This window comes from Herbiconiux sp., from assembly GCF_023264895.1.
Classification (GTDB): Bacteria; Actinomycetota; Actinomycetes; order Actinomycetales; family Microbacteriaceae; genus Herbiconiux.
Genome location: NZ_JAHFUY010000003.1, coordinates 1 through 22037 on the forward strand (window position 1 = coordinate 1; position 22037 = coordinate 22037).

General features: G+C 66.7%; 19 protein-coding genes. 7 read left to right on the plus strand and 12 right to left on the minus strand.

The features are described 5' to 3' along the window. From Q0D57_RS00465 to Q0D57_RS00480, 4 genes are all read right to left on the minus strand, one after another. Positions 1–738: ATP-binding cassette domain-containing protein (locus Q0D57_RS00465; RefSeq protein WP_291036566.1), on the minus strand; the 738-nt coding region annotated here is incomplete at its 3' end. Next, on the minus strand, positions 735–1586 hold the full coding sequence (locus Q0D57_RS00470) for an alpha/beta hydrolase (RefSeq protein ID WP_291036568.1): 852 nt from the start codon (positions 1584–1586) through the stop codon (positions 735–737). The genes Q0D57_RS00465 and Q0D57_RS00470, both read right to left, overlap by 4 nt. Beyond that, the gene (locus Q0D57_RS00475) at positions 1583–2689 is read right to left on the minus strand and encodes an LLM class flavin-dependent oxidoreductase (protein WP_291036570.1); all 1107 of its coding nucleotides are present in this window, start codon (positions 2687–2689) and stop codon (positions 1583–1585) included. Before Q0D57_RS00475 ends, Q0D57_RS00470 begins: the two co-directional genes overlap by 4 nt. Before the next feature lie 90 nt (positions 2690–2779). Then, on the minus strand, positions 2780–3772 hold the full coding sequence (locus Q0D57_RS00480; RefSeq protein WP_291036572.1) for a LysR substrate-binding domain-containing protein: 993 nt from the start codon (positions 3770–3772) through the stop codon (positions 2780–2782). Between the two features lie 58 nt (positions 3773–3830). On the opposite strand from Q0D57_RS00480, the gene Q0D57_RS00485 reads away from it, so the two are divergent. Beyond that, positions 3831–5405, plus strand: a complete 1575-nt coding sequence (locus tag Q0D57_RS00485) for an aldehyde dehydrogenase family protein (RefSeq protein WP_291036574.1) — start codon at positions 3831–3833, stop codon at positions 5403–5405. Positions 5406–5452: 47 nt separating this feature from the next. Then, a complete protein-coding gene (locus Q0D57_RS00490; RefSeq protein ID WP_291036576.1) occupies positions 5453–6886 on the plus strand; it encodes a glycosyltransferase family 39 protein in 1434 nt (477 codons plus the stop codon). A 2-nt stretch (positions 6887–6888) separates the two neighbouring features. Here Q0D57_RS00490 and Q0D57_RS00495 read toward each other — a convergent pair whose 3' ends face one another. Together Q0D57_RS00495 and Q0D57_RS00500 are read right to left on the minus strand one after the other, a co-directional pair. Further along, positions 6889–7611 (minus strand): SDR family oxidoreductase, encoded by a 723-nt coding sequence (locus tag Q0D57_RS00495; protein ID WP_291036578.1) that lies wholly within the window; start codon positions 7609–7611, stop codon positions 6889–6891. A 43-nt stretch (positions 7612–7654) separates the two neighbouring features. After that, positions 7655–8653: an NADP-dependent oxidoreductase gene (locus Q0D57_RS00500; protein ID WP_291036580.1), complete on the minus strand. Its 999-nt coding sequence runs from the start codon at positions 8651–8653 to the stop codon at positions 7655–7657. A 101-nt stretch (positions 8654–8754) separates the two neighbouring features. On the opposite strand from Q0D57_RS00500, the gene Q0D57_RS00505 reads away from it, so the two are divergent. The 3 genes from Q0D57_RS00505 (at position 8755) to Q0D57_RS00515 (ending at position 13997) form a co-directional block, all read left to right on the plus strand. Further along, a complete protein-coding gene (locus tag Q0D57_RS00505; protein ID WP_291036582.1) occupies positions 8755–9366 on the plus strand; it encodes a TetR/AcrR family transcriptional regulator in 612 nt (203 codons plus the stop codon). A gap of 62 nt (positions 9367–9428) precedes the next feature. Continuing rightward, complete coding sequence (locus tag Q0D57_RS00510; protein WP_291036584.1) at positions 9429–9761, plus strand: hypothetical protein; 333 nt, start codon at positions 9429–9431, stop codon at positions 9759–9761. A gap of 834 nt (positions 9762–10595) precedes the next feature. After that, complete coding sequence (locus tag Q0D57_RS00515) at positions 10596–13997, plus strand: RHS repeat-associated core domain-containing protein (RefSeq protein WP_291036586.1); 3402 nt, start codon at positions 10596–10598, stop codon at positions 13995–13997. A gap of 648 nt (positions 13998–14645) precedes the next feature. On the opposite strand, the gene Q0D57_RS00520 is transcribed toward Q0D57_RS00515, so the two are convergent. The 4 genes from Q0D57_RS00520 to Q0D57_RS00535 form a co-directional block, all read right to left on the minus strand. After that, entirely contained in the window at positions 14646–15011 is a 366-nt protein-coding gene (locus Q0D57_RS00520; protein ID WP_291036588.1) for a hypothetical protein, read from the minus strand. Further along, on the minus strand, positions 15008–15382 hold the full coding sequence (locus Q0D57_RS00525; RefSeq protein ID WP_291036590.1) for a hypothetical protein: 375 nt from the start codon (positions 15380–15382) through the stop codon (positions 15008–15010). Before Q0D57_RS00525 ends, Q0D57_RS00520 begins: the two co-directional genes overlap by 4 nt. Before the next feature lie 484 nt (positions 15383–15866). Next, positions 15867–16766: a hypothetical protein gene (locus Q0D57_RS00530; RefSeq protein WP_291036592.1), complete on the minus strand. Its 900-nt coding sequence runs from the start codon at positions 16764–16766 to the stop codon at positions 15867–15869. 856 nt (positions 16767–17622) lie between these two features. Continuing rightward, the gene (locus Q0D57_RS00535) at positions 17623–19524 is read right to left on the minus strand and encodes an ABC transporter ATP-binding protein (protein ID WP_291036594.1); all 1902 of its coding nucleotides are present in this window, start codon (positions 19522–19524) and stop codon (positions 17623–17625) included. A 170-nt stretch (positions 19525–19694) separates the two neighbouring features. On the opposite strand from Q0D57_RS00535, the gene Q0D57_RS00540 reads away from it, so the two are divergent. Beyond that, the gene (locus Q0D57_RS00540) at positions 19695–20429 is read left to right on the plus strand and encodes a DUF72 domain-containing protein (protein ID WP_291036596.1); all 735 of its coding nucleotides are present in this window, start codon (positions 19695–19697) and stop codon (positions 20427–20429) included. On the opposite strand, the gene Q0D57_RS00545 is transcribed toward Q0D57_RS00540, so the two are convergent. Then, positions 20410–21078, minus strand: coding sequence for a hypothetical protein (locus Q0D57_RS00545; protein WP_291036598.1), 669 nt, complete (start codon positions 21076–21078; stop codon positions 20410–20412). The two genes, Q0D57_RS00540 and Q0D57_RS00545, sit on opposite strands and share 20 nt — an antisense overlap. A gap of 67 nt (positions 21079–21145) precedes the next feature. After that, positions 21146–21394 carry a DUF4287 domain-containing protein gene (locus Q0D57_RS00550; protein ID WP_291036600.1) on the minus strand — a complete coding sequence of 83 codons (249 nt, stop codon included), beginning with the start codon at positions 21392–21394 and terminating at the stop codon, positions 21146–21148. A 92-nt stretch (positions 21395–21486) separates the two neighbouring features. Between Q0D57_RS00550 and Q0D57_RS00555 the strand changes: the two genes are divergently transcribed. Further along, entirely contained in the window at positions 21487–21858 is a 372-nt protein-coding gene (locus Q0D57_RS00555) for a hypothetical protein (protein ID WP_291036602.1), read from the plus strand. The last annotated feature ends 179 nt before the right edge of the window (positions 21859–22037 follow it).

Here is a 22037-nt window from a genome sequence, read left to right on the forward strand (position 1 = left end):
GAGCAGTTCACTGCCCACCATCATGCGCACGAGCTCGTGCTCGGCGGTGGCCGGAAGCGGCGCCTCGCCCGCGAGAGCGCCGTCGCGCAGCACGACGGCCCGCGAGCAGCTCGCGTAGATCTCGGGCATGCGGTGCGTGATCATGAGCACGGCGACACCACGGGCGGAGAGCCCGGCCACGATGTCGAGCAGCCGGAGCGTGGCGCCCTCCGAGAGCGAGCTCGTGGCCTCGTCGAGGATGAGCAGGCGCGCACGGGTGGAGATGGCGCGGGCGATCTCGACCTCCTGCTGCAGCTCCACGCTCAGCGAGTCGACCCGGCGCTCCACGTCGATGTGCACCCCCAGCTCGGCGAGCACCTCGGCCGCCCGGCGTCGGGTCTCGGGCCAGTCGACGGCGCCGCCACGGCGGGGAAGGCGGCCGAGCAGCACGTTCTCGGCCACCGTGAGGGTGGGGGCGAGGGTGAGCTCCTGGCTGATCAGCACGATGCCGTGCTCGAGGGCCGCGTGCGGGTTGGCGAGTCGGCGCTCGACGCCGTCGACGAGGATGCGCCCGCCATCCGGCTGGTAGAGGCCGCCGACGATCTTCGAGAGGGTCGACTTGCCCGATCCGTTCTCGCCGGTCAGCGCGAGCACCTCGCCGGCGCGGATCTCGAGGCTCACGTCGTCGAGGGCCACGACGCCGGGGAAGCGCTTGACGAGGTTCTCGACCCGGATGAGGGCCGGCTCGGGCGCGCTCACGATCGGCTCCTCGCGAGGAACGGCAGGACCACGGCGGCGACCTCGGCGCTCTTGTGCTCCAGCAGGGGGATGGTGCCGCCCTCGATCACGGCCGTCTCCACGGCGGCGGCGTGCACGAGGGCGTCGGCGGTCCTCGCCACGTCGGGCAGGGCGAACGGATCCTCGGAGGCACCGAGCACGAGCACGGGCGCGGTGACGAGGCCGATCCTCTCCTCCATCGCGTAGCGCGCGCAGGCGAGGTGGCCCTCGGCGGGCACGACCCCGGGGGCGAGGGCGTCACGGATGAAGCGGTCGAGGAGGTCGGGCCGTGCACCCGGGTAATAAGGAGCGCGGAGGGACCACAGCGTGGTGAGGTGCGAGCCGTCGTCGGCCGTCTCGGCCTCGTCGACGCCGGGGCCGTTCGCGTGGGCCGCGCGGTAGGCGGCATCCGTGTAGGCGGGAGAGGAGAGCACGACGGCCTCCACGCGATCCGGGGCCGCGGCCGCCAGCTCGACGGCCACGACGGCACCGGTGTGGTGGCCCATCACGGTGAAGCGCTCAAGACCGAGGGCGTCGGCCAGGGCGAGGGCACCCGCGGCGAACTGCTCGATGCTCTGCGGGCCCTCGGGCTTGGCGCTCTGGCCGAAGCCGTACATGTCCATCGCGATGGCGCGGTGCCCGGCGGCCAGGAGCGGCAGCAGCTCGGCGTACTCGTCGAGCGAGCGCGGGGTCTGGTGCAGGAGGAGCAGAGCGGGGCCCTCGCCCGCCTCGGCGTAGTGCAGCTGGCCGAGCGGGGTCGTGGCGTAGCCGTAGCGGACCGTGATCGTGCCCGTGCCCGTGCCCGTGCCCGTGCCCGTGCCCGTGCTCATCGTCGCTCTCCCCGGATGCCGCGGCTCTCCAGCCGGGGCAGCACCTCCTCGACGAAGAAGGGCAGCTCGTCGAGGTAGTTCATGAAGCTCAGCGTGATGCCGGCGAACCCGGCGTCGGCGTAGCGCTGGATGAGGGCGGCGATGGTGTCCGGGCTGCCGACCAGCGGCGCACTGCCGTAGCCCGCGGCGAAGCGGCTGCGGAACGAGCCGAGCATCTCGGGGGTGAAGGTCTTCGCGTGCAGGCCCTGCAGGCGCATGGCGTTGTCGATGCCCTCCCAGTCGGCCTGCTCGTCGGCGTAGTAGTGCAGGAACTCCTCGGCCTCGGCGTCGGTGGGGCGGCAGACCACGTGGGTGAGGGTGATCGCGCCGGTGTCGCGGCCGCGGGCCCTGGCATCCGCCGTGACCGACTGCACGATCGGCGCGCCGTCCTCCGGAGCACCCACCACGGTGAAGACGTAGTCGGCGTTGCGGGCGGCGAACTCCCGCCCCTGGGTCGACGAGCCGGCGTTCAGCACCGGCGGCAGGCCGCCGAACGACTTCGGCTTGCCGATGACGTGCTTCAGCGAGTAGTGCTCGCCGTTCCAGTCGAAGGGCTCCTCGGCGGTGAGCACGGTGCGCACGATGTCCCACCACTCCTGGGCGAGGGCGTAGCGGGCGTCGTGCTCGCTCGGGAGGTCGACGCCGAACACCTCGTACTCGGGCTGGTTCCAGCCGGCCACGATGTTGATGCCGGCGCGGCCGTGGCCGATCTGGGAGTTGGTGGCGAGGGTCTTCGCCGTGATCACGGGGTGGTTGAAGGCCGTGTGCACCGTGGCGAAGACGCCGATCCGCTCCGTGGCGGCCAGGAGGCCGGCCTGCCAGGAGAGCGGGTCGAGGATCTCGCCGTGGAAGTCGGTCTCGCCGCCGTAGCCGATGAAACGGGCGATGGGGAGCAGGAAGTCGATTCCCGCCTCGTCGGCCATCACCGCGAGCGAGCGGTTGTCGTCCCACGAGCCCGACCAGCGCTCGGGCGCCTTGGTCATCGCGAGCCCGCCTGGGGAGTTCGCGCTGAACAGGCCGAGCTGGAAGTCGGTGCCGGTGTCGCCAGAGCGCAAGTGCTTCATGACACGCAATCTTTACGCCCGATCCGGGAGGTGACTAATGCGTAAACGGGAACACTATGCAGATTAGGCATAGCTCGGCTCGGCGCTATGTCAAGATTGTTTCGAGGATGTTTCCGCAGCCCCGGCGGGGTTTCGATCTGATGACATCTCCGGCTGTTCGCTGAGTTCACGCGCCACCGTGACGACGCAGGCGATGAAGTCGGTCAGCACCGGATCCTCCACGGCACCGGCCCGGATCGTGATCCCGATCTCCCGCGGAACGGTGTCGACCGTCACCGAGAGCAGTGCGAGCGCCGGGTCGGCGAGCACGAGCGAGCGCGGCAGCACCGCGACGGCGTCGATGCGGCGGAGGATCGGCCGGGTGGCCGTGATGGTCGAGCTCTCGATCAGGTTCCGCGGCTGGCTGAGGCCGTGCACGAGGAAGAGTCCGTCGATCTCGCTGCGGAAGACCGAGGAGTACCCGGGCACGATCCACGGCAGGTCCATCAGGTCGGGCACCCCGATGTCGCGGCCGAGCATCGGATGCTCGTTGCGCACCGCCAGCACGAGCGGATCCTCGTAGAGACGCAGGTACTGGTTCTCGCTCGAGCGCTCGGTGGGGATGCGGCCGACGAGCATGTCGAGCTCGTTGCGGCTGAGCATGGCGCGGAGGGCGTTCTGGTACTCCTCCACGAGCGAGATGGTCACCCACGAGGCGGTCTCCTTGAAGCGCAGGATCGCCTCGGGCAGCAGCATGTGCACGGTCGCGAGGTTGACCCCCACCCGCACGAGGCCGGTCGAGGCGCCGAGGGCGAAGTCGTCGAGCCGCTCGCCCGCCTGGCGCATCGTGTTGAGCACGGCGGCGGCGTACTCCACGAAGATCTGGCCCTGGGGTGTCGGCATCACGCCGCGGGGTCCGCGATCGAAGAGCACCGTGCCGATCGCGGCCTCGAGCTCCTGCAGGCTGCGGGTGACGTAGGGCTGGGTCACGCCGAGCTCGGCGGCGGCCCCGCTCAGGGTGCCGTGCTCGGCCACGGCCTGCACGAGCACGAAGTGGCGCATCCGCACCCGGCCGTCGAGTAGCCTGCTCACGATCGATGCCATGGGGCCACAGTACGGCGTGGCCCCTTCATTCGCTTTTCTTGACGATCGACGCGAAGTCATGACAAACTGCCGCGACGAGCACGTCGCCTGCGTCACCGGGCACCCCGAACAGGAGCTGCACACGATGATCGACTCCCCCGTCGCCCCCGCCTCCGGGCGCGATTCCTTCCGCGCCGACGGCGACTACGAGAACCTCATCGGGGGCCGCTGGCGGCCTGCGGCGGGCGGTTTCGACGCCATCGACCCGAGTGTCGGCGAGGCCTGGGCGGTGCTCCCCGAGAGCACTCCCGCCGACGTCGACGACGCCGTGCGCGCCGCCCAGGCGGCCTTCCCGGCCTGGTCGCGCACCTCGGCCGAGCAGCGTCAGCTCGTGCTGCTGGCCATCGCCGACCGCTTCGAGCAGCACGGCGCCGCCTTCGCGCCCTTGCTCGCCACGGAGAACGGCCGGCCCATCCGCGAGGCGTTCGCGGGCGACATCCCCACGGTCTCGGCCATCTTCCGGTTCTTCGCGGGTGTCATCCGCGCCCATCACGGCGACCACGTGCCCGTCTCCGATCCGCACTCGCTCGTCTACACGGTGCGGGAGCCGCTCGGCGTGATCGCCGTCATCCTGCCCTGGAACTCCCCGCTCATCACGCTCGCCAACAAGCTCGCGCCCATCCTGGCCGCCGGCAACACGGCGGTGGTGAAGCCCTCGGAGTACGCGAGCGCGAGCGTGCTGGAGTTCCTGAAGCTCATCGAGGACCTGCTCGAGCCCGGTGTCGTCAACGTGGTCTGCGGGCACGGGGCCGTCGGGGCGGCGCTCTCGTCGCACCTCGACGTGGCGAAGATCACCTTCACCGGGGGCCCGGCCACGGCGCGCCTCATCCTCGGCAACGCGGCCCTCGCACTCACGCCGGCGCTCATGGAGCTCGGCGGCAAGGGCGCCATGATCGTGGCGGAGGACGCGGATCTCGACCGCGCGGTGCACGACGCGCTCACCGGGATCTACATGGCCAACGGCGAGGCCTGCATCGCCTCGTCGCGACTGCTGCTGCACGACCGGATCTACGACGACTTCGTGCACGAGTTCGTGCGGGTGGCCGACTCCATCCGGCTCGGCGACGCCACGGATCCCGCCACCGAGCTCGGGCCGCTCGTCTCGTCACGCCAGCTCTCGCTCGTGCAGGAGCACCTGGCCACGGCGCGGGAAGACGGCGTCGGGTTCCTCACGAGCGGGGCGGCACCCTCGGGGCCGGGCTTCTTCCAGGCGCCCGTCATGATCGCCGACGACGACGGCAGCTCGCGGATCGCCCGCAACGAGGTGTTCGGCCCCGTGACGGTGGCGGAGCGGTTCAGCGACTACTCCGACGCCGTGCAGCGCGCCAACAGCACCCGGTACGGGCTCGCGGCCGGCGTATGGACCAAGGATCTCGCGCGCGCCCACACCATCGCGGGGTCGCTCAAGGCGGGGATGGTGTGGGTCAACAAGTGGTTCGACCTGCCGGCCGGGATGCCCATGGGCGGCGTCGGCGACAGCGGCTTCGGCCGCGAGACCGCCGAGCAGACCCTGGATGAGTACTCGGCCACCAAGTCCGTGAACATCGACCTCGGTGCGCCCCGGGCGCAGATGTGGGCGGCCCAGACCCACTGAGAGCGCCCTCGGGTCGCCCGCTCTCCGGCGACCTTAAGATGGGGCACATGAGCGCACCTCAGCCGTCCCGGTTCCGCGCTCGCACCGCCGAGATCGTGCTCGTGGCCCTCGTGTTCGCGTGGGGGCTCGTCCAGGCCTTCGCGAACCTGGGTGCCGCCAATCTGAACGCCGACGAGCCGATCTACCTCTCCGCCGGCTGGGCCTACGTGCACGGCGACTTCTCGTCGAATCGCGAGCATCCGCCGACGGCGAAGTATCTGCTCGGACTCGCGCAGCTGCTCCTCGGCGAGGGCGAGCTCGCCGGTCGTGTGGCCGTGGGGGTCGTCGTGATCCTGGGCGGGGCGATCCTGTACCTCTGGCTGCGCACCGAGATCGCCTGGCCGGGCGCGCTGTTCGCCGCCGGGAGCTGGATGATCCTTCCCCACGGGGTCAGCAGCGGCGTCAGGCTGGACCGCTTCGCCGTCCTGGAACCGATCATGGTGTTCTTCTCGATCGCGGCCTTCGCGGCGGCCTGGATGTGGTTCAGGAAGCGGTCCTGGTTCTGGCTCGTCGTCTCCGCTGTCGCGATGGCGCTCTCCGTGACCTCCAAGGTCTCGACCGCGATCCTGCTGCCCGCCCTGCTCCTCCTCCCCCTCCTCGCCAAGCGCGTCAAGGACACCCTGATCGGCGGCGCGGTCTTCCTGGTCGTGTTCGCGGTGGCGTGCGTGGCGCTCTACGCCCCCATGGGCATCCGGTCCGCCCTCACCTACATGCTGGAGATGCAGTCGGACCACGCCGCCGCAGGCCATTCGGTCGTCATCGCGGGCGTCGTCTACCAGCACCCGCCGTGGTGGGCGAATCTGGTCCTCACCGTCGACGGCATGGGTGTCGTCGCGACACTCGTCCTGGTGCTCGGCGCGGTGACGGCGTTCTGGCGACGCCCGGTGGGGCTCACGGTGTATCTCGCCGGGGGCGTCGCGCTCCTTCTGTTCTTCTACGTCGTCGTGTCCTCGATCGCGCTCACCCACTACTACTACTCCTGGGTGTGGTTCCTGTGCGCTCTCGCCGGCGTCGGCCTCTCGGTGCTGCTGTCGCGCACCGGGTCGCGTCGCGTGCAGGTCGTGAAAGCTGCGGTCGCTGCGATCATGCTCATCGGCGCGGTCGCAGCAGGGGTGTGGACCACGGTGGCCATCAGTCACGAGCGCCCGTCGGGTGTCGCCCTGGTGATCCCCGAACTCGAGCGCCTCGATGCGACAGAGGGCAGCATCTTCGTGGGGGGTCTGGCGCAGTGGGAGTACATCCCCTATTTCGATGGCCGGCACACGACCACCGCCACCGACGCCGGCGCCGGCTCCGACATCGTCGCGGTGGCCGTGAAGGACTCCGTGCGGTTCCCGCTGTCGGACGAGGTGCAGGCTTTCCTCGCCGAGCACGAGGGCTCGCTGCGTGAGATCACGCTCGACGACGTCCGGCTGTACGTGCTCGAACCACGGAGTCCGTGACCTCAGGCCCTCAGCTCGGGGTAGAGCGCCTCGACGGGCGCGGCGAGCGCGGCCCTCACGGAGGCCGTGAACTCGTCGGCGATGACCTCGTAGCCGCCGGCCTCGACCGTGTCGAAGACCTGCCGCACCAGGTCGGCCGGGCTGAGCTTCGGGCCCTCGACCCCCGCAGCCATCGCGGTGTCGACGTAGCCGACGTGCACGCCCACCACGTGCGTGCCCTTCGGTGCGAGCTCGAGCCGCAGCGAGTTCGTGGCCGACCAGAGCGCGGCCTTCGAGGCGCTGTAGACGCCGCCGAAGGCGTACCAGCTGGCCACGGAGTGCATGTCGACGAGCACCGACATCGGATGCGACGTGAGCACGGGTGCGAACGCGGTCGCGAGCAGCACGGGGGCCACGAAGTTGGTCTCCATGGTGGCCCGCAGGTCGTCGGCCGAGAGCTCGAGGAAGCTCGCGGTCGGCGGCAGCATGCCGGCGTTGTTGATGAGCACCGTGACATCCGGTGCCGCAGCGACGGCCGCTGCGACCGACGCCGGATCGAGGATGTCGAGGGCCAGCGGCACGATGCGCTCGTCGTCCCAGGTGCGGGGAGTGCGGGCGGTCGCGTAGACCTTGACGGCACCGCGGGCGAGGGCCTCGGCGACGAACGCCGATCCGATGCCGCCGTTGGCGCCGGTGACGAGCACGACGGCGCCGGCGAGTGCGGGGGTGGGGACGGGGACGGACATGAGGGCTCCTTGGGGTGGGTGTGGGGATCGGGGGGGCGGCGCGTCAGTCCGCGAGTGAGACGACGATCTTGCCGCGGAGCCCGCCGCGCTCGAGTGCCGTCAGAGCGGCGGGTGTCTCGGCGAACGGGAACACCCGGCCGACCACGGGATGCAGCACTCCCGCCTCCACGAGCGCGGCGATCTCGGCGAGCTGCCGGCCATCCGCCCGCATGAAGAGGAAGGAGTAGTCGACGCCGAGTCGCTTCGCCTGCCGGCGCACCGAGGCGCTGAGGCCCCGGATGGCGAGGCGGAGGCCGGGGTTCAGCCCGAGCGCGCGGGCGAATTCCGGATCGGGCGGGCCGGCGATGCTGATCGCTGCGCCGCCTCGCCGGAGCACGTGGAGCGACTTCGTGAGGTTGTCGCCGCCGACGCCGTCGATCACGAGGTCGTAGCCGCTCAGCAGCTCCTCGAACGCCTGCGAGCGGTAGTCGATGACCTCGTCGGCGCCGAGCTCGCGCAGCCACTCCGCGTTCGAGCCGCTGGCCGTGGTGGCGACGTGCGCCCCGAGGTGCTTGGCGAGCTGGATGGCGATCGAGCCGAAGCCGCCGGCGCCGCCGTGGATGAGCACCCGCTGCCCGGGCGTGACGCCTGCCCGCTCCACGAGCGCCTGCCACGCGGTGAGGGCGACGAGAGGCAGTGACGCCGCCTCGACCATGCTGAGCCCGACGGGTTTCCGTGCGACGTCCGATTCGGAGAGGGCGATGCGCTCGGCGAAGGTGCCGATGCGGAAATCGGCGGGGCGGGCGAAGACCTCGTCGCCGACAGCGAATCGGGTGACGGCGGGGCCGACGGCTTCGACGGTGCCGGCGACGTCGCGCCCGAGGGTGAGCGGCAGGTCGTAGCGGAGCATCGCCTTGAACTCGCCCTGTGCGAGCTTCTGGTCGAGGTGGTTGATGCCGGCGGCCTGCACCCGCACGAGCACGTCACGTGCTCCCACGGCGGGCTCGGGCACATCGGCTTCCCTCAGCTCGCCTCGGTAGCTGTCGATCCTGAAGGCCCTCATGTGTTGCATCCGTTCTGATCGGTGGGTTTGTCTGAGCGTACTCATTTTTGAGCGCCCTCGCAAATGAGTGCTGAGTGGTACTGCTGTATCCTGGTCGTCTGATGCCCCTCACCGACTCCTCCCCCGCCGCGCCGCTCGGCCGCCGCGAGCGCAACAAGCAGCAGAAGCTCGACCGCATCACCGCGGCGGCCACCGAGCTGTTCAGCCGCCGCGGGGTCGACGAGGTCACGACGCAGCAGATCGCCGATGCGGCCGACATCGGCACGGGAACCCTTTTCCTCTACGCCCGCAGCAAGTCGGAGCTGCTGCTGCTCGTGCAGAACACGCACTACGCGGAGGCGATCGAGGAGGGCGTCGCGGCGGCCGCAGCCTGCCCCGAGCCGCTCGATGCGATCCTCGCGATCGTCGAGCCCATCGTCGAGTGCAACCGCCGCCAGGTCGACAACGGCCGCACCTACCTCCGCGAGCTCGTCTTCGGCGACCCGGAGGAGCCGCACCACCGCGCCGGCCTCGAGCTCATCCAGCAGGCCGACGACGCCGTCGTCGACGTCCTGCTGCGGGACGGCAGCCTGCCTGCGGGCGACGCCGTCCTCCTCGCCCGCACCATCTCGGCGGCCATGTTCGTCAGCCTCGCCTCCCCGCTGCACCTCCGCTCCACCGACGCCGAGATCTGCGCCGACATCCGCGAGCAGGTGCGGGTGCTGCTGCGCTAGGTGGCGCCGTGACCCGCTTCGCCCCCCTGTGCCCACATCCGGCCCGCCTCTAGAATCGGGGCATGACGACCGGGGGCTACACGAGCAACGGGGGCTACGGCCCCCTGAAGGCACCTGAGCCCGAGAGCGAGCCGAACCTGCGGTATCCGTTCGCGCTCGTCGGGCTGATCGGGGGCGTGGTCGCGATCTTCTGGAACCCGTTCCTGGCGCCGTCGGTCGTGGCGCTGGTCTTCGGCGGGATCGGCCTCCGGCACTCGTTCCTCAAGCGCACGCCCTCGGGGCAGAAGCCCGGGTTCGGTGTCTCGATCGCCGCGCTCATGCTCGGCGCCGTCGGCGCGATCCTGTCCATCGTCGTGCTCGTGATCTTCTGGCAGAGCACGCCCGCACCGATCTGACGCCATGGGCATGCGGATCGGCACCTCGGGCTGGAGCTACCCGGAAGACGGCGGTGCAGACCCTCGACGAGTACTCGGCCACCGAGTCCGTCAACATCGACCCCGGTGCGCCGCGCGCAGATGTGGGCGGGCCAGGCCCGGTAGGTACTGCTGCCGTCGCCGCGGGGTGGGCGGCCTGGGGTGGATTTTCGGGGCGAGTTGTCTCCCGCATCCGCTTCGCGGACGCACGCCAGGCCCGAGCCAACAACTCGCCCCGAAAACCCACCCCACGCCACCCGGTTCGGAGGGGTGGCGTGCTGCTCGTCCGTTAGCGTGAAGGACTGAGTTCCAGGGCGCGGCGGGTTTGGGGCGTTCCGAGCCACAGGACGACCCATGCAGGGCCTACCCCAACCCGCCAAGCGGGCAACTTGGGTCGCCGATACTGAGCGTTATGTCAGTACCGCTATAGCGAGCCCTGCGTCTTTCGACCTGGAAGACTTCCACCATGTCGATTCCCTCTCGCCCCTGTCGATCGTGACCATCGGAGCGCTGAGTCTCCACCGACTGCGGAAGTTCTGTGGCGCCCTGAGAGGGGAAGAGATTGACGGCAGTGATGACGATTGGGCTCGGGAGAGGCTGACCCGCTCCTGTGGGTTGCAGAGTTCGCATCACGTCGAGTGCCCGGAAACAAGTCAGCCAAGGAGTCCAGCGCGGCCGTGGCCTGCCGCGAGTCTTTCTGCTCTACATCTGATGTTCACGGGTCGGCCCGCCGAGGGGGATTCCGCGAGAGGCCGGGTGATCCCTACCTTGAGAACGAGGGCGACAGGGGTGGCCCCACATTTCTAGGGGGAAATCGTGCGACGTCCTGCCGCGTTCATTCTGACTATTTGTGTAGCGGTGGGTATCGCATCAGTGGGCGCGACGCCGGCGTCCGCGACCGAAATCGAACCACCCGCGGTGAGGGACATCGGAGTGGTCACGGCGGACGCGCAGGCCGCCGTGTGGACACCGGAGGAGCCTACCCCGGTTGACGAAGAAGCCTTGCAGACGGGCGCCCAGATCCTTGAGCAGCCGTGGGAACCCACAGAGCTTCGGGCGTTCCCTGCCGACGGCGAGGAAGGAACGGCGAATCGTGCACCGGCCGGCGTTGTTGCCGGCGCGCCCGGGCTGGGGGCTATGTCCTACTACTCGTTCCAGGACTTCGAGGTCAGTGACGACACGTCAGTGAAGGTGAACGTCGCGAACGGGAACCTCGTCATCCAAAGCAACGACGGCGAGATTGCTGGCCCTGGCATTTCGTTGCACTCGGAGCGTTTCTACAACGGTCTTACGAATCATCAGGGAGCATTCGGCGGCGGCTGGTCGTCATCGCTGTCGAGCACCGACGTGGGTCTGACATTCACGCCCACGTCAGCGACCTTCCATGGACCCACCGGCCTAGAGAAGACGTTCGCATGGACAGGGTCGGCGTACACGCCGGTCCCAGGTCTGAACGCCACCTTGACCAAACTGCTGCCCGCCGCAGCGACCGCCCCCGGGTACGTGCTTCGGTTCAACAAGACAGGTGAGCAGATCACCTTCAGCGGTAACGGACACATGATTTCTGATCACGACCGCAATGGAATCGGTCTGGCCTATGTCGGTGGTGGAGACACCATTCAGGTTGCCGACGCAGCGGGGCGCAGCTTTGAGATCTTCTCTTACACCAACGGCGCCGACCGCATGATCCGCGAGGTAAACGGATTCGGACGCGTCACCAAGTACGAGCAGACCGGCACCCAGCTGACCAAGGTCACGAAGGCCGACGGCACGGTGACGACGATCACGTACGACACCGTGGGCCGCGTCTCGTCGATGACCGTACCCGGCGCACCAGCAAGCACTCACACGATCTCATTCGGATACGACAACGCCCACCGCGTGACCTCCGTTACCGAACAAGCAGGAACTAGCGGATCCACCCCGTCCACCATCACAACCTCCTTCACGTACACAGCAGGGCACACCGCGGTCACGGACCCGAACAGTCACACGGCCGGCTTTGACTACGACACCGAGGGGCGTGTCACTCAAACCACCGACGCCCTCAATCGTGTTCGAGCGACCACGTGGACGGCCAACAGCGATATCGCGACAAGCACCGACGCTTTGGGATCGGGAACGACCGCCGGCAACGTAACCACGTACAGCTACGACGGCGACAACAACCCCACCTCCGCTCAGCTCCCCACCGGAGCAGCCTCATCCGCGATCTACGCGCTCGGCACGAACTGCCCCAACGGCAACACCGGTGATGCCTTCCAGGTGAAGTGCTCGATCGACGCATCCGGCAACAAAAAGGACTTCCAATACGACCCAGCTGGCAACCCCACCACCGTCACGGACACCACCGGCAGCACTGGGGTCGTGGAGCAGCAGATGACGTACGAGCTGCCTAACCGCAGCGTTTGCGGCGGCTTTGCCGGGCAGATCTGCTCGAGCACGGATGGCAACGGCAACACCACGTCCTACGCCTACGATTCCCGGGGCAACGTCATCACAGTCACCCCTCCGGCCCCCCTCGGCGCCACCACATCCACCTACGACACGCTCAGCCGCATCACCTCCGTCACTGACGGCAACGGTGCCACCACCACTTACGCCTACGACATCCGAGACCGTCTTCGCACCACCACCTACGACACTGGCAACCTCGTGGCCAACTCGTACTACTTGAATGGTCTGCTCTCGGCGACCGAAGACGGCGACTACCTCGACGAGTTCAGCTACGACAGGCAAGGCCGCGTCATCCGGGAGCTCGACCCGACGAACGTCTCCCACTCCTTCACCTACGACGCGGTCGGCAACATGCTGACATACGCCAACGGCGACGGCACGACCACCTACAGCTACGACGTCGCGAACCAGCTCACCTCCCTAAAGGAGCCGGGCGGCACCTGCAGCTCGAGCACGCCGGCCGCGAACTCGGGATGTGTCAAGTTCGAGTACGACGGCAACGGCAGCGAGACGAAGCGCACCACCCCCGGCGGCGCAACGATCGCCACCACCCGAGACGCATCCACCCGCCCCACCCGCATCGAAGCCAAGACCGGGGCCGGGGCCAGCGTCGTCGATGTCGGATACAGCTACACCCAGGGCACCACCGACCGCACCAACGTGCAGACCCGTACCAGCACCAAAGAGCAGGGCATCACCGCCGGCGCCGTGACCGCCTACACCTACGACACCCGCAATCGACTCACGCAGGCCGAGGAAAAGAGCGGGACCAGCGTCACAGCTAAGTGGCAGTACGGATACGACAACACCGGCAATCGCACCACGCAGACCCGTTCGGGAAGCACAGGCGCCGTCGCGGGCACGATCGGCTTCACTTACAACGCTGCGAACCAGATCAGTAGCACCACGGACGACGACACCTCCTGGGCTTACGACGCCGCTGGCAACCAGACCCGCAACGGAATCACTGACGCGACCAGTTCCTTCGGAGACAGGCTGCAAGCATCCTCCATCGGGCCTTACGCGCAACGCTATGCCGGCCAAGGAAACACCCACAGAATGGAATCCGGCCCTGTCGGCTCCCCGACTTCGAGCTACACCAGCTCTCCCCTCGGCCTAGTGAAGATCGTCGAAGGAACCACCCAGTACAAGTTCTCCCGCAGCAGCAGCGGCGAAGCAATTAGTTACAAGACCGCCGGGTCGAACTACTACGTCAAAGACCACCTCGGCTCCACCATCGGAATCCTCAGCTCCACCGGCACCTACCAGGGAGGGTATAGCTACTCGCCCTACGGCGAAGCTCGCAGTACTTCCACCAATGCTGCCATCGTCAACAACAAACTCCGCTACATCAGCGGCCTACGCGACACATCAACCGGCCTGTATAAGCTCGGAGCCCGCTACTACGACACCAGCCTCGGACGCTTCACCCAGATGGACCCCAGCGGTCAAGAAGCAAACCCCTACCTCTACGCCGCGGGCGATCCCATCAACAAGGCTGATCCCTCCGGGCTCGACGCAATCTCAACCATTGTCACAATTGCAGAAGTCGTGCTGGCAGGTGGAGACGTGCTCGAGGTGCTTTCAGGAGGAGACCTTATTAGCTTCGCAGCCGGCATAGCGGTGGAAGCTCTATGTATGGCAGCGGTGTCTGCTCCAACAGGCGGAATAGGACTGGCAGTGTCCTTCGGATTCTGCACCCTCCTAGCGGAGGTCATCTCCGCGGCAGTCGAACAAGCCGTCAATGAGGGCCTTGGCTAGTAAGACGCCAATGTCGCGACTATGGAAGAGTGAGTAAGTGTCGTCGAACCCTGAGCACGATCGAACGTTCCAGATCATCCTCTGCGCGGTAGGAGGTGTTGTATCCGTCGGACTCACTATTACCTTGACAGTGCTTGGAGTTGTGGGTGCAAATCAAGGTAACAACGCCGGCGGCCTGTTTCTCTTCGCAGCGTTCTTCCTGGCAGGTTCAGTCTTCGCGATTGCTCGATTCGTCAGCCTAAGAGCTCGTCGCCACGGGCAGGATCACTACACGCAGTAGTGTGCCCCCGATATTTCGGCGGCACGCCGAAATGATTGTTTCCAGCGAAGCGCTTGCCGCTCCGCGCCCGCAAGACGGTCCACCAGCAGGCAGTGCCAGCGAGATGCAGTGATCCCGCCCGCGGCGTTGCCGGGATGCCCGTCTACCCCGCCCGCTTTGTTTGCCCGCACGTGTCCCCTATCCGCAACATTGGCAGCGTCTTGAAAAACTAAAGATTTCCGAGACATCCGGCTCAGGATCGAGCCTTTCGCCTTCTCCGCGTGAATCGCATCGCCAGATCGGGTTTATTGAGATCGGATAATCCCCTCTAAACCCAATAAGGCCTAGGGAGTCGCGCACGTAAGCCGATCGGCTTACGTGCAAGGAATCTAGACGAGCGCAGCGTTCGAAAAGAACGCAATCACTGCACACACGGATACCGCCAGCCACAGGGCGGTCACGACAGCTTGCGCCAACATCCCATGCTTGGCAGCCCCTGTGAAGACAACGATGGCAGCCGCTACCTGCACCGCACAACCGACGAGCATGATGACCGTTCCTTGTGTGGTCTGTGCAGCAGTTGGTGGGCTCCAAATGGAGAAGAACGAGGTGAAAGTGCCATAGGTTGCGAAGAGCGCCGGGAGTACGATGACGCCGACGATGGTCAGAGCCCAAAGACGCCCCGAACGATACGAACGCATCTCCTGGGCTGCGACAGCGCGGCGGTGAGCGGCATCGTTCGATGAGTTGGTCATGGAAGAGCTTCGAATCGCAACACGTCTCCGGGATAGATCTGCCCCCAGTTGAGGATGTTCTGTCCTTCGAACTCCCCGGCGTCATGGTGAATCTGTTTCGCGCTGGTACCGAGCCGGAGTCCAATCTCATCGCCGCGGTCGCCCTCGGCGACGACGTATTTCACGATCTGCCCGTCATCGTTGAGGATGACCTGTCCGGTGGCGTGTTCGCGGGGGCCTGTAGCGACCAGTGGAGGGCTGTAGACGGGTGCGGCCTCGGCGCCGGCTTGTCGGAACAGGACGTATTCGCCGGGGTGTAGTTCGCCGTCGTCGCGTGCTGACCTGCTCCTCGTGTACACGATCGGCAGACGCGATCCGTCGAGGAGCTTCATGCATATCTGCTGCATTGGTGACGCCGTAGCTACATACGTGGGGCTTTGCGCACCTGCGCCCACACTTCCCCCAAACGCGGACCCGGGGGTTGCGATTGGTTTCTAATCTGCTTCACTCGGCGTATCTCGTCATTGCTAGCTCGACGGTCCTGCAAGAACTTTGAGAGGGATCGTTCAGTTAGGTCGAATATGGGGCACTCAGACTTGAGCGAAGCAGGCGCATTCGTGTTCTGAGCATACCTCGCCCGGTGTTCGGGATGGCGCTCGGCAATCTCCCATATCTGCTCTTCACTTAGGCACTCATTCAGTGCCAGGTGGCCGATCACGTCCGGGCTGATGTCATTCGCCAAGATCTCGAGTACATCAGGCGTGAGATCTCCCCTCCACGAAAGCAGTATGCGCTCATGAAGAGTCCCGTTGCTGGCGATATCAAGATGCCTGTTCGGAGGTTGGTCTGGCGTTCCGCCAAAGGTTCCGCTCGCCATTAGTACGGGTTGAACTGAGGCGTAAACTTACACTTGTAAGCCTCCGGCGGAGTCTCTGAACACGGTGCCGAAACACCTGTTCGGAAGACCGCATCCCAGGCGGCGGACCCGTAAGGCTTGGCGAATCTGAGTTTGTATTCTGCCTCGAAGGTATAGCCCAACGTTGAGGTGTGGTAGTTGTACTGGGTGCCATAGCCGGGGGTCGACCACGTTTCTAGCGCCGTGCCAGAGAGGGCGCGCCCACCCGAGTAGATCGTTGATTCGATCGTGACTTTTCCGAGATCGTCACCTTGTCTAACGAAATTCAGCTGCGTGGTGGTTCGGACTTCGCCTGGGTCGGTGATGAGCGAAAAGTCGATCTTGGAGATGGGGCCGCAATTGACAAGCCAGAAGTCGCAGTGCCGGAAGGAGTATCGGTCAGCGTACTTCCATGCAAATCCATCTGCCCAAGCGTTACCTAAACGGAGTGGTGCTGCTGCCGCTGCCGCCATGCCGCGCGTCGCTTCGGACGCGGGCTCGTCACTAATCATCGTTCTGGTAGCTGGTTCGATCGGCTCGGTAAGCACGTCAGCGACGTTCTCGGAGACCGAGCTAAGGTCGATGTCGCTCTGTGAGCTGGCCGCGTCCGCACTGGCAGAGAGCACTTCGCCCAGTTCATCGGTTGACAGGGAATCCAGCCCCGGAAGATCAAGCCCCTCCTGAACTGCTTCATCAGCCGAGAGCGCGCTCGCGAAGAACTGGGAAGTCTTATCGGGGCCGTTGTAATCGAGCATGTTGCTGAAAACGTCCACATATGTGTCTGACCCGAAGTAGCCGATCCCGATCGTCGGCGCTTCTTCAGCAGATGCAACAGGCGCAGAGAAGGTAGCGAGCGTGATCGTAGTTAGAGTGACCCCCACTGCGTACTTCGTGAGGCGCCTTGAGCGCCCTCTATTTGGAACCGGCAAATCGTGATCCCCCTAAATATGCGACGCATCATTCGCGGTGTCGGGCTGCCTTGAGGTTACGTGTCCGGTACTAGTTAATCAACAAGCGAAGATTAGTTGCAACTCACTGCACCAACTGTTAGGGCCTCGCGACAAGACAAGACGACACTGATGACGAGCCCCCAGGTGACTAACACCCAGTTAGGGAGAGGAGCGCAGGTATAGCAGGGAGCGTTAGTTCGCCACGCCACCTGAAGCGTATTCCTTGATGAATCTGCGCTGGGCGAGGATGAACAGCACGATCACGGGTAGCGCCATGACGATCCCGCTGCGCTCACGAGCGAGGGCCTTGACCCACGACGACCGCGAGAATCTTCTTGCATGCGTGTTGGCGAGATCGGACAGTTGGCGACTGTCTGGCTCGGCCTGCGCCCGTTAGACGGTCGACTACCGAGCGCCGCAATCACATTCCGCGCTTCTGCGGCGGCATCGGTGGGGAAATGCCCATTTACCCCGCCCGCTTTATATGCCCGCACGGGTCCCCTGTCTGCAACATAGGCAGCGTCTTGAAAAACTGAAGATCTCCGAGACACCGGAGCAGCGCTCGGTCGACAACTCTTCTGCCCCACAGTCTCGGTGCCGCTCGTTGTCTCACAAAGTCGTCTCACTGCTGTGCATGTGTCAGCGCTGGTTCGCGGGATTCCGAAGACAGGCAACCCGCAGCGTATCGGCGGCGATGTTCGTCAGCCTCTCCCTGCTCCACCGACGCCGAGATCTGCTCCGACTTCTGCACGCAGGCGCAGGTGCTCCTTGGTACCCAGCTCGGCGGCTAGCGCCCGCTCAGCGCTTGCTCGTCGGCCGCGACGTTCTTCTGCACCGCGAACTGGGTGCGGTGCAATTCCTCGTACCGCCCACCCACCGCCAGCAGTTCCTCGTGCGTACCGCGCTCCACGATCGAACCGTCCTCGACCACGAGGATCACGTCCGCGTTGCGGATGGTGGAGAGGCGGTGTGCGATGACCAGCGCCGTTCGTCCTTCGAGCGCCTCACTGAGCGCCGCCTGCACGGCGGCCTCCGACGTCGAGTCCAGCGCCGCTGTCGCCTCGTCGAGAACGACGACGCGCGGCTGGGCGAGCAGGAGTCTCGCGATGGTCATCCGCTGGCGCTCACCGCCGGACAACCGGTAGCCACGCTCTCCCACCATGGTGTCCAGTTGGTCCGGCAGGGACCGGATGAGCGGCTCGAGCCGTGCACGGCGGACGGCGTCCCACACCTCGTCGTCGGATGCCTCGGGCCTCGCGAGGCGCAGGTTGGAGAGGATCGTCTCGTGGAACAGGTGGCCGTCCTGCGTCACCATGCCCAGGGTGTGCCGCATGGAGGCGAAGGTGACGTCGCGGACGTCCGTCCCCGCGAGGCGCACGGCGCCGCTGTCGACGTCGTAGAGACGTGAGAGCAGCTGAGCGATCGTGGACTTGCCGGCACCGGACGTGCCGACGAGGGCAACGGTCTGCCCCGGCTCGATCCTGAAGGAGAGGCCGTGCAGCACCTCCTCGCCGCCGCGGGTGTCGAGCGTGGAGACCTCCTCGAGGGAGGCGAGGGACACCTTGTCGGCGGACGGGTAGGCGAAGCGCACGTCGTCGAACTCGACAGAAACGGGGCCCTCGGGCACGGAGGCGGCGTCGGGCTTCTCCCTGATGAGCGGTTCGAGATCGAGGATCTCGAAGACGCGCTCGAAGCTCACCACAGCGCTCATGATCTCGACGCGTGCGTTGGCGAGGCCGGTCAGTGGCACGTAGAGGCGCGTGAGGAGGAGCGCAAGCGTCACCACGTCTCCGGTGTCGAGCTGGCCGGCGAGTGCGAGGAAGCCGCCGAGCCCGTACACGAGCGCAAGGGCGAGAGCGGAGACGAGCGTCAGTGCGGTGACGAAGACGAATTGCAGCGTCGCTGAGCGGACCCCGATGTCGCGGACGCGGGCGGCGCGAACGCGGAATTCTTCGGCCTCTTCGTCGGGCCGGCCGAACAGTTTGACGAGGGTGGCCCCGGGAGCCGAGAAACGCTCGGTCATCTGCGTGCTCATGGCGGAGTTGTGGTCGGCGGCCTCGCGGCGCAACGCTGCCAGGCGGCTGCCCATGCGGCGTGCGGGTATCAGGAAGATGGGGAGCATGATCACGGCGAGAACCGTCACGAGCCAGGAGGTGCTGAGCATGACGGCGAGTGTGAGGATCAGAGCCACGAGGTTCGTGACCACGCCGGACAGTGTGCCGCTGAATGCCTGCTGAGCGCCGATCACATCGTTGTTGAGGCGGCTCACGAGGGCGCCCGTTCGGGTGCGGGTGAAGAACGCGATCGGCATCTTCTGCACGTGGTTGAAGACGGCGGTGCGCAGATCCAGGATCACGCCTTCACCTATTCGCGCCGAGAACCAGCGCGTGACGAGTGACACGGCGGCGTCGGCCACCGCCACGAGGGCGATGACGACGGAGAGCCACACGATCGTGTCGACCGCGCCCCGCGCGACGATGACGTTGACCACCTGGCCGGCGAGCACCGGCGTCGCGACCGCGAGGAAAGCGCCCACGACGGAGAGCGCGATGAAGATCAGCAGCTTGACCCGGTACGGCACCGCGAACGTCATGATCCGCCGCACGGACTCACGGGAGATCCCGTGCTTGCCGTCCTTGGCGCTCGAGATCTTGTACAGCGAGCTCCAGGCCGCGCTTTCCATGCTCATTGAGGTTCCTTCCGTCGCGGGCTCGACACGGTCCTCGACAACGGTCAGGTCAGTGCAACTCCACGCTAAGCCACCACCCGCTCGGAGGCGTCAGACGCAGCAGAACGCACCGACGCGAGCCGGTTCGGGCGCTGCAGCGCTCTACCGGGAGCAGGCGTAGCGTCGACGCCATGAGCATCCGGATCGGCACCTCGGGCTGGAGCTACCCGCACTGGAACGACGTGCTCTACCGCACGCCGCACGACCGGCAGCACCGGCTCGAGCGCTACGTGCAGGAGTTCCCCACCGTCGAGCTGAACGGCAGCTTCTACCGCTGGCCGGGCGATCGCGCCTTCGCCGCGTGGCGCGAGAGTCTGCCCGAGGGGTTCACGATGGCGGTCAAGGCACCGCGCGGCCTCACCCACGCCAAGCGCCTGCGCGAGCCCGAAGCCTGGGTGGAACGCATCCGGAGCTCACTGCACGAACTGGGCGACCGGCGCGGCATGTTCCTCGTGCAGCTGCCTCCGGATCTCGCGCGCGACGACGCTCGCCTCGACCACTTCCTCGGCGCCCTGCCCGAGTGGCTGCAGGTGGCGGTCGAGTTCCGCCACGACTCCTGGCACGTCGACGAGGTGTTCGCACTGCTCGAACGGCACGGCGCCGCCTACTGCGTCATGAGCGGAGCAGGCCAGCCCTGCATCCTGCGCGCGACCGCGCCGACCGTCTACGTGCGGATGCACGGCCCCGACCACGAGCACCTCTACGCGGGCTCGTACTCCGACGCCGACCTCGCGTGGTGGGCCGACCGCTGCCGCGAGTGGCAGTCATCCGGCCACGACGTGCTCGTCTACTTCAACAACGACGGCGCCGGCCACGCCGTGCGGAACGCCCGCACCCTCCAGCACCTCACCGAGAACTTCGATTAGGCCACACGGATCCGAGCCCGCGTCGCGACCCCACCGTCGGCAGCCCCGCCCGTCCCGCGACGCCGTGCACGCGCACGAGGCCGAGCTCGTGCACCGACGCGTCCGTCCAGCGCTCGAGCTGCTCCCTCGCAGCAGCGAAACCACCGACCCGGAGCAGGTCGCAGATCGCGCCGACGCGCTTCCAGAGCGCCAGTTCGACCGGTCCCGCGTCATCGGCGGCACGTTCTCCCACTCGCTGGAGGATGCGGAGCGCCGACGGCGTGTCACCCGTCAGAAGGAGGGCGTAGCCCGCGATCTCCGCGCGCTCCAGACTGCGGGTGTCGAGACCCTCGCTGATCAGCGTCTCGAGCTCCTCGCGCTCGTCGTACCCGATCGTGACGACAGATCGCACGATCGCTCGCACGTCGTCACTGACGAGCGAGAGGTCCTCGCCCGTCGCCCCCGTGACGAGCATCCCGCGATCGATACGATCGGTCGGCACGAACAGCGGGCTGGACACCCTGGCGATGCGGATGATCTCCGGGTCGCTGGTCGCCTCCCTGCGCACGCCGAACAGCACCCGGCCGGCCGGCAGCGAGTAGCACAGCGAGCCGCGAAAGGCCCACTCAGGCCCGGGGAGCACGCCCCGGACGAGGGCTTCCCATTCCACCGCGTCCATCGATCACCCCCGCGCGTCCTTCCGCAAGGATCGACCATCGACCTCCGCGATCGACCTCTCAGCCGGGCAGGTTCGCCTTCGCGTAGGCCACGAGCGCATTCGCATGCCCGTGCCCCAGGCCGTGCTCGGTCTTCAGCCAGGCCACGACATCCATGTGCCGCTCGGTGTCGAGCCGCTCGGCCACCAGATCGAGCCACTCCTGCACGGGCCGCCCATACGTCTTCTCGATACTGGGAAAGTACGAGGCGGGCCCCTTGACCTTCTCCCCCGCCCCCACAGCCGGCGCCACCACCCGATGCTCACTCATGCCGCCATGCTAGCGATGTCGTCTCCTCTGGGCGATCTGGGTAGAAATTGCTCAGGTCGAGGGCCACTCCCCCGGGCTTATGTTCATCGCCTATGAGCGTTCTCACGATGCGATCCCGCGATCGGGGCTTTTTGGTTCGATCGGCAGCGAGCGTCCTTGCGACGTCGGCCGTGACGGCCGGGGTCTTCGCCGGCGCCTCGGCGGCAGTCGCCGAGATGACGGACCCACCCATCCAGGCGAACGTCGACTGGATACCCGAGCCACAGCTGAGCTTCAACGTCGCAGGCGGAATCCCCGCCAGCCTCCAGGGCAGTTGGCAACTCGACCGGCTCGACGGCTCAGAGTTCGCCTACGCGCCGGTCATGCCGGGCGGGTGGGTGGGGCAGGGTCCGGTTGATCGATTCAACGAGTACAAGGGCGGGGGCTGCTACGCCTCAGGTTTCGTCATCCGCTGCCAGAACTGACCTCTGCAAGCAACAAGCGCTACCCCGAATAAACCCGACTCCCCCGCCCTAGCGGTGTGCCGCGGGGTGGGTCTTCCTGTCGCGTTGCAGGCTCGGGATGCTCCTATGGATGTCTAGTGGTGATGGTGTAGTAGATCTCGCGGGCGATGAGGCGTTTGAGGCAGCGGATGATCTCTTTC

What these genes read in the sequence shown, in the direction of transcription:
- Q0D57_RS00550 (WP_291036600.1), bottom strand. Translation starts at nt 21,394, where the DNA reads ATGAGTGAGCATCGGGTGGTGGCGCCGGCTGTGGGGGCGGGGGAGAAG.
- Q0D57_RS00500 (WP_291036580.1), bottom strand. Translation starts at nt 8,653, where the DNA reads ATGAGGGCCTTCAGGATCGACAGCTACCGAGGCGAGCTGAGGGAAGCC.
- Q0D57_RS00535 (WP_291036594.1), bottom strand. Translation starts at nt 19,524, where the DNA reads ATGAGCATGGAAAGCGCGGCCTGGAGCTCGCTGTACAAGATCTCGAGC.
- Q0D57_RS00540 (WP_291036596.1), top strand. Translation starts at nt 19,695, where the DNA reads ATGAGCATCCGGATCGGCACCTCGGGCTGGAGCTACCCGCACTGGAAC.
- Q0D57_RS00485 (WP_291036574.1), top strand. Translation starts at nt 3,831, where the DNA reads ATGACAAACTGCCGCGACGAGCACGTCGCCTGCGTCACCGGGCACCCC.
- Q0D57_RS00495 (WP_291036578.1), bottom strand. Translation starts at nt 7,611, where the DNA reads ATGTCCGTCCCCGTCCCCACCCCCGCACTCGCCGGCGCCGTCGTGCTC.
- Q0D57_RS00505 (WP_291036582.1), top strand. Translation starts at nt 8,755, where the DNA reads ATGCCCCTCACCGACTCCTCCCCCGCCGCGCCGCTCGGCCGCCGCGAG.
- Q0D57_RS00490 (WP_291036576.1), top strand. Translation starts at nt 5,453, where the DNA reads ATGAGCGCACCTCAGCCGTCCCGGTTCCGCGCTCGCACCGCCGAGATC.
- Q0D57_RS00510 (WP_291036584.1), top strand. Translation starts at nt 9,429, where the DNA reads ATGACGACCGGGGGCTACACGAGCAACGGGGGCTACGGCCCCCTGAAG.
- Q0D57_RS00525 (WP_291036590.1), bottom strand. Translation starts at nt 15,382, where the DNA reads ATGAAGCTCCTCGACGGATCGCGTCTGCCGATCGTGTACACGAGGAGC.
- Q0D57_RS00555 (WP_291036602.1), top strand. Translation starts at nt 21,487, where the DNA reads ATGAGCGTTCTCACGATGCGATCCCGCGATCGGGGCTTTTTGGTTCGA.
- Q0D57_RS00480 (WP_291036572.1), bottom strand. Translation starts at nt 3,772, where the DNA reads ATGGCATCGATCGTGAGCAGGCTACTCGACGGCCGGGTGCGGATGCGC.
- Q0D57_RS00475 (WP_291036570.1), bottom strand. Translation starts at nt 2,689, where the DNA reads ATGAAGCACTTGCGCTCTGGCGACACCGGCACCGACTTCCAGCTCGGC.
- Q0D57_RS00470 (WP_291036568.1), bottom strand. Translation starts at nt 1,586, where the DNA reads ATGAGCACGGGCACGGGCACGGGCACGGGCACGGGCACGGGCACGATC.
- Q0D57_RS00520 (WP_291036588.1), bottom strand. Translation starts at nt 15,011, where the DNA reads ATGACCAACTCATCGAACGATGCCGCTCACCGCCGCGCTGTCGCAGCC.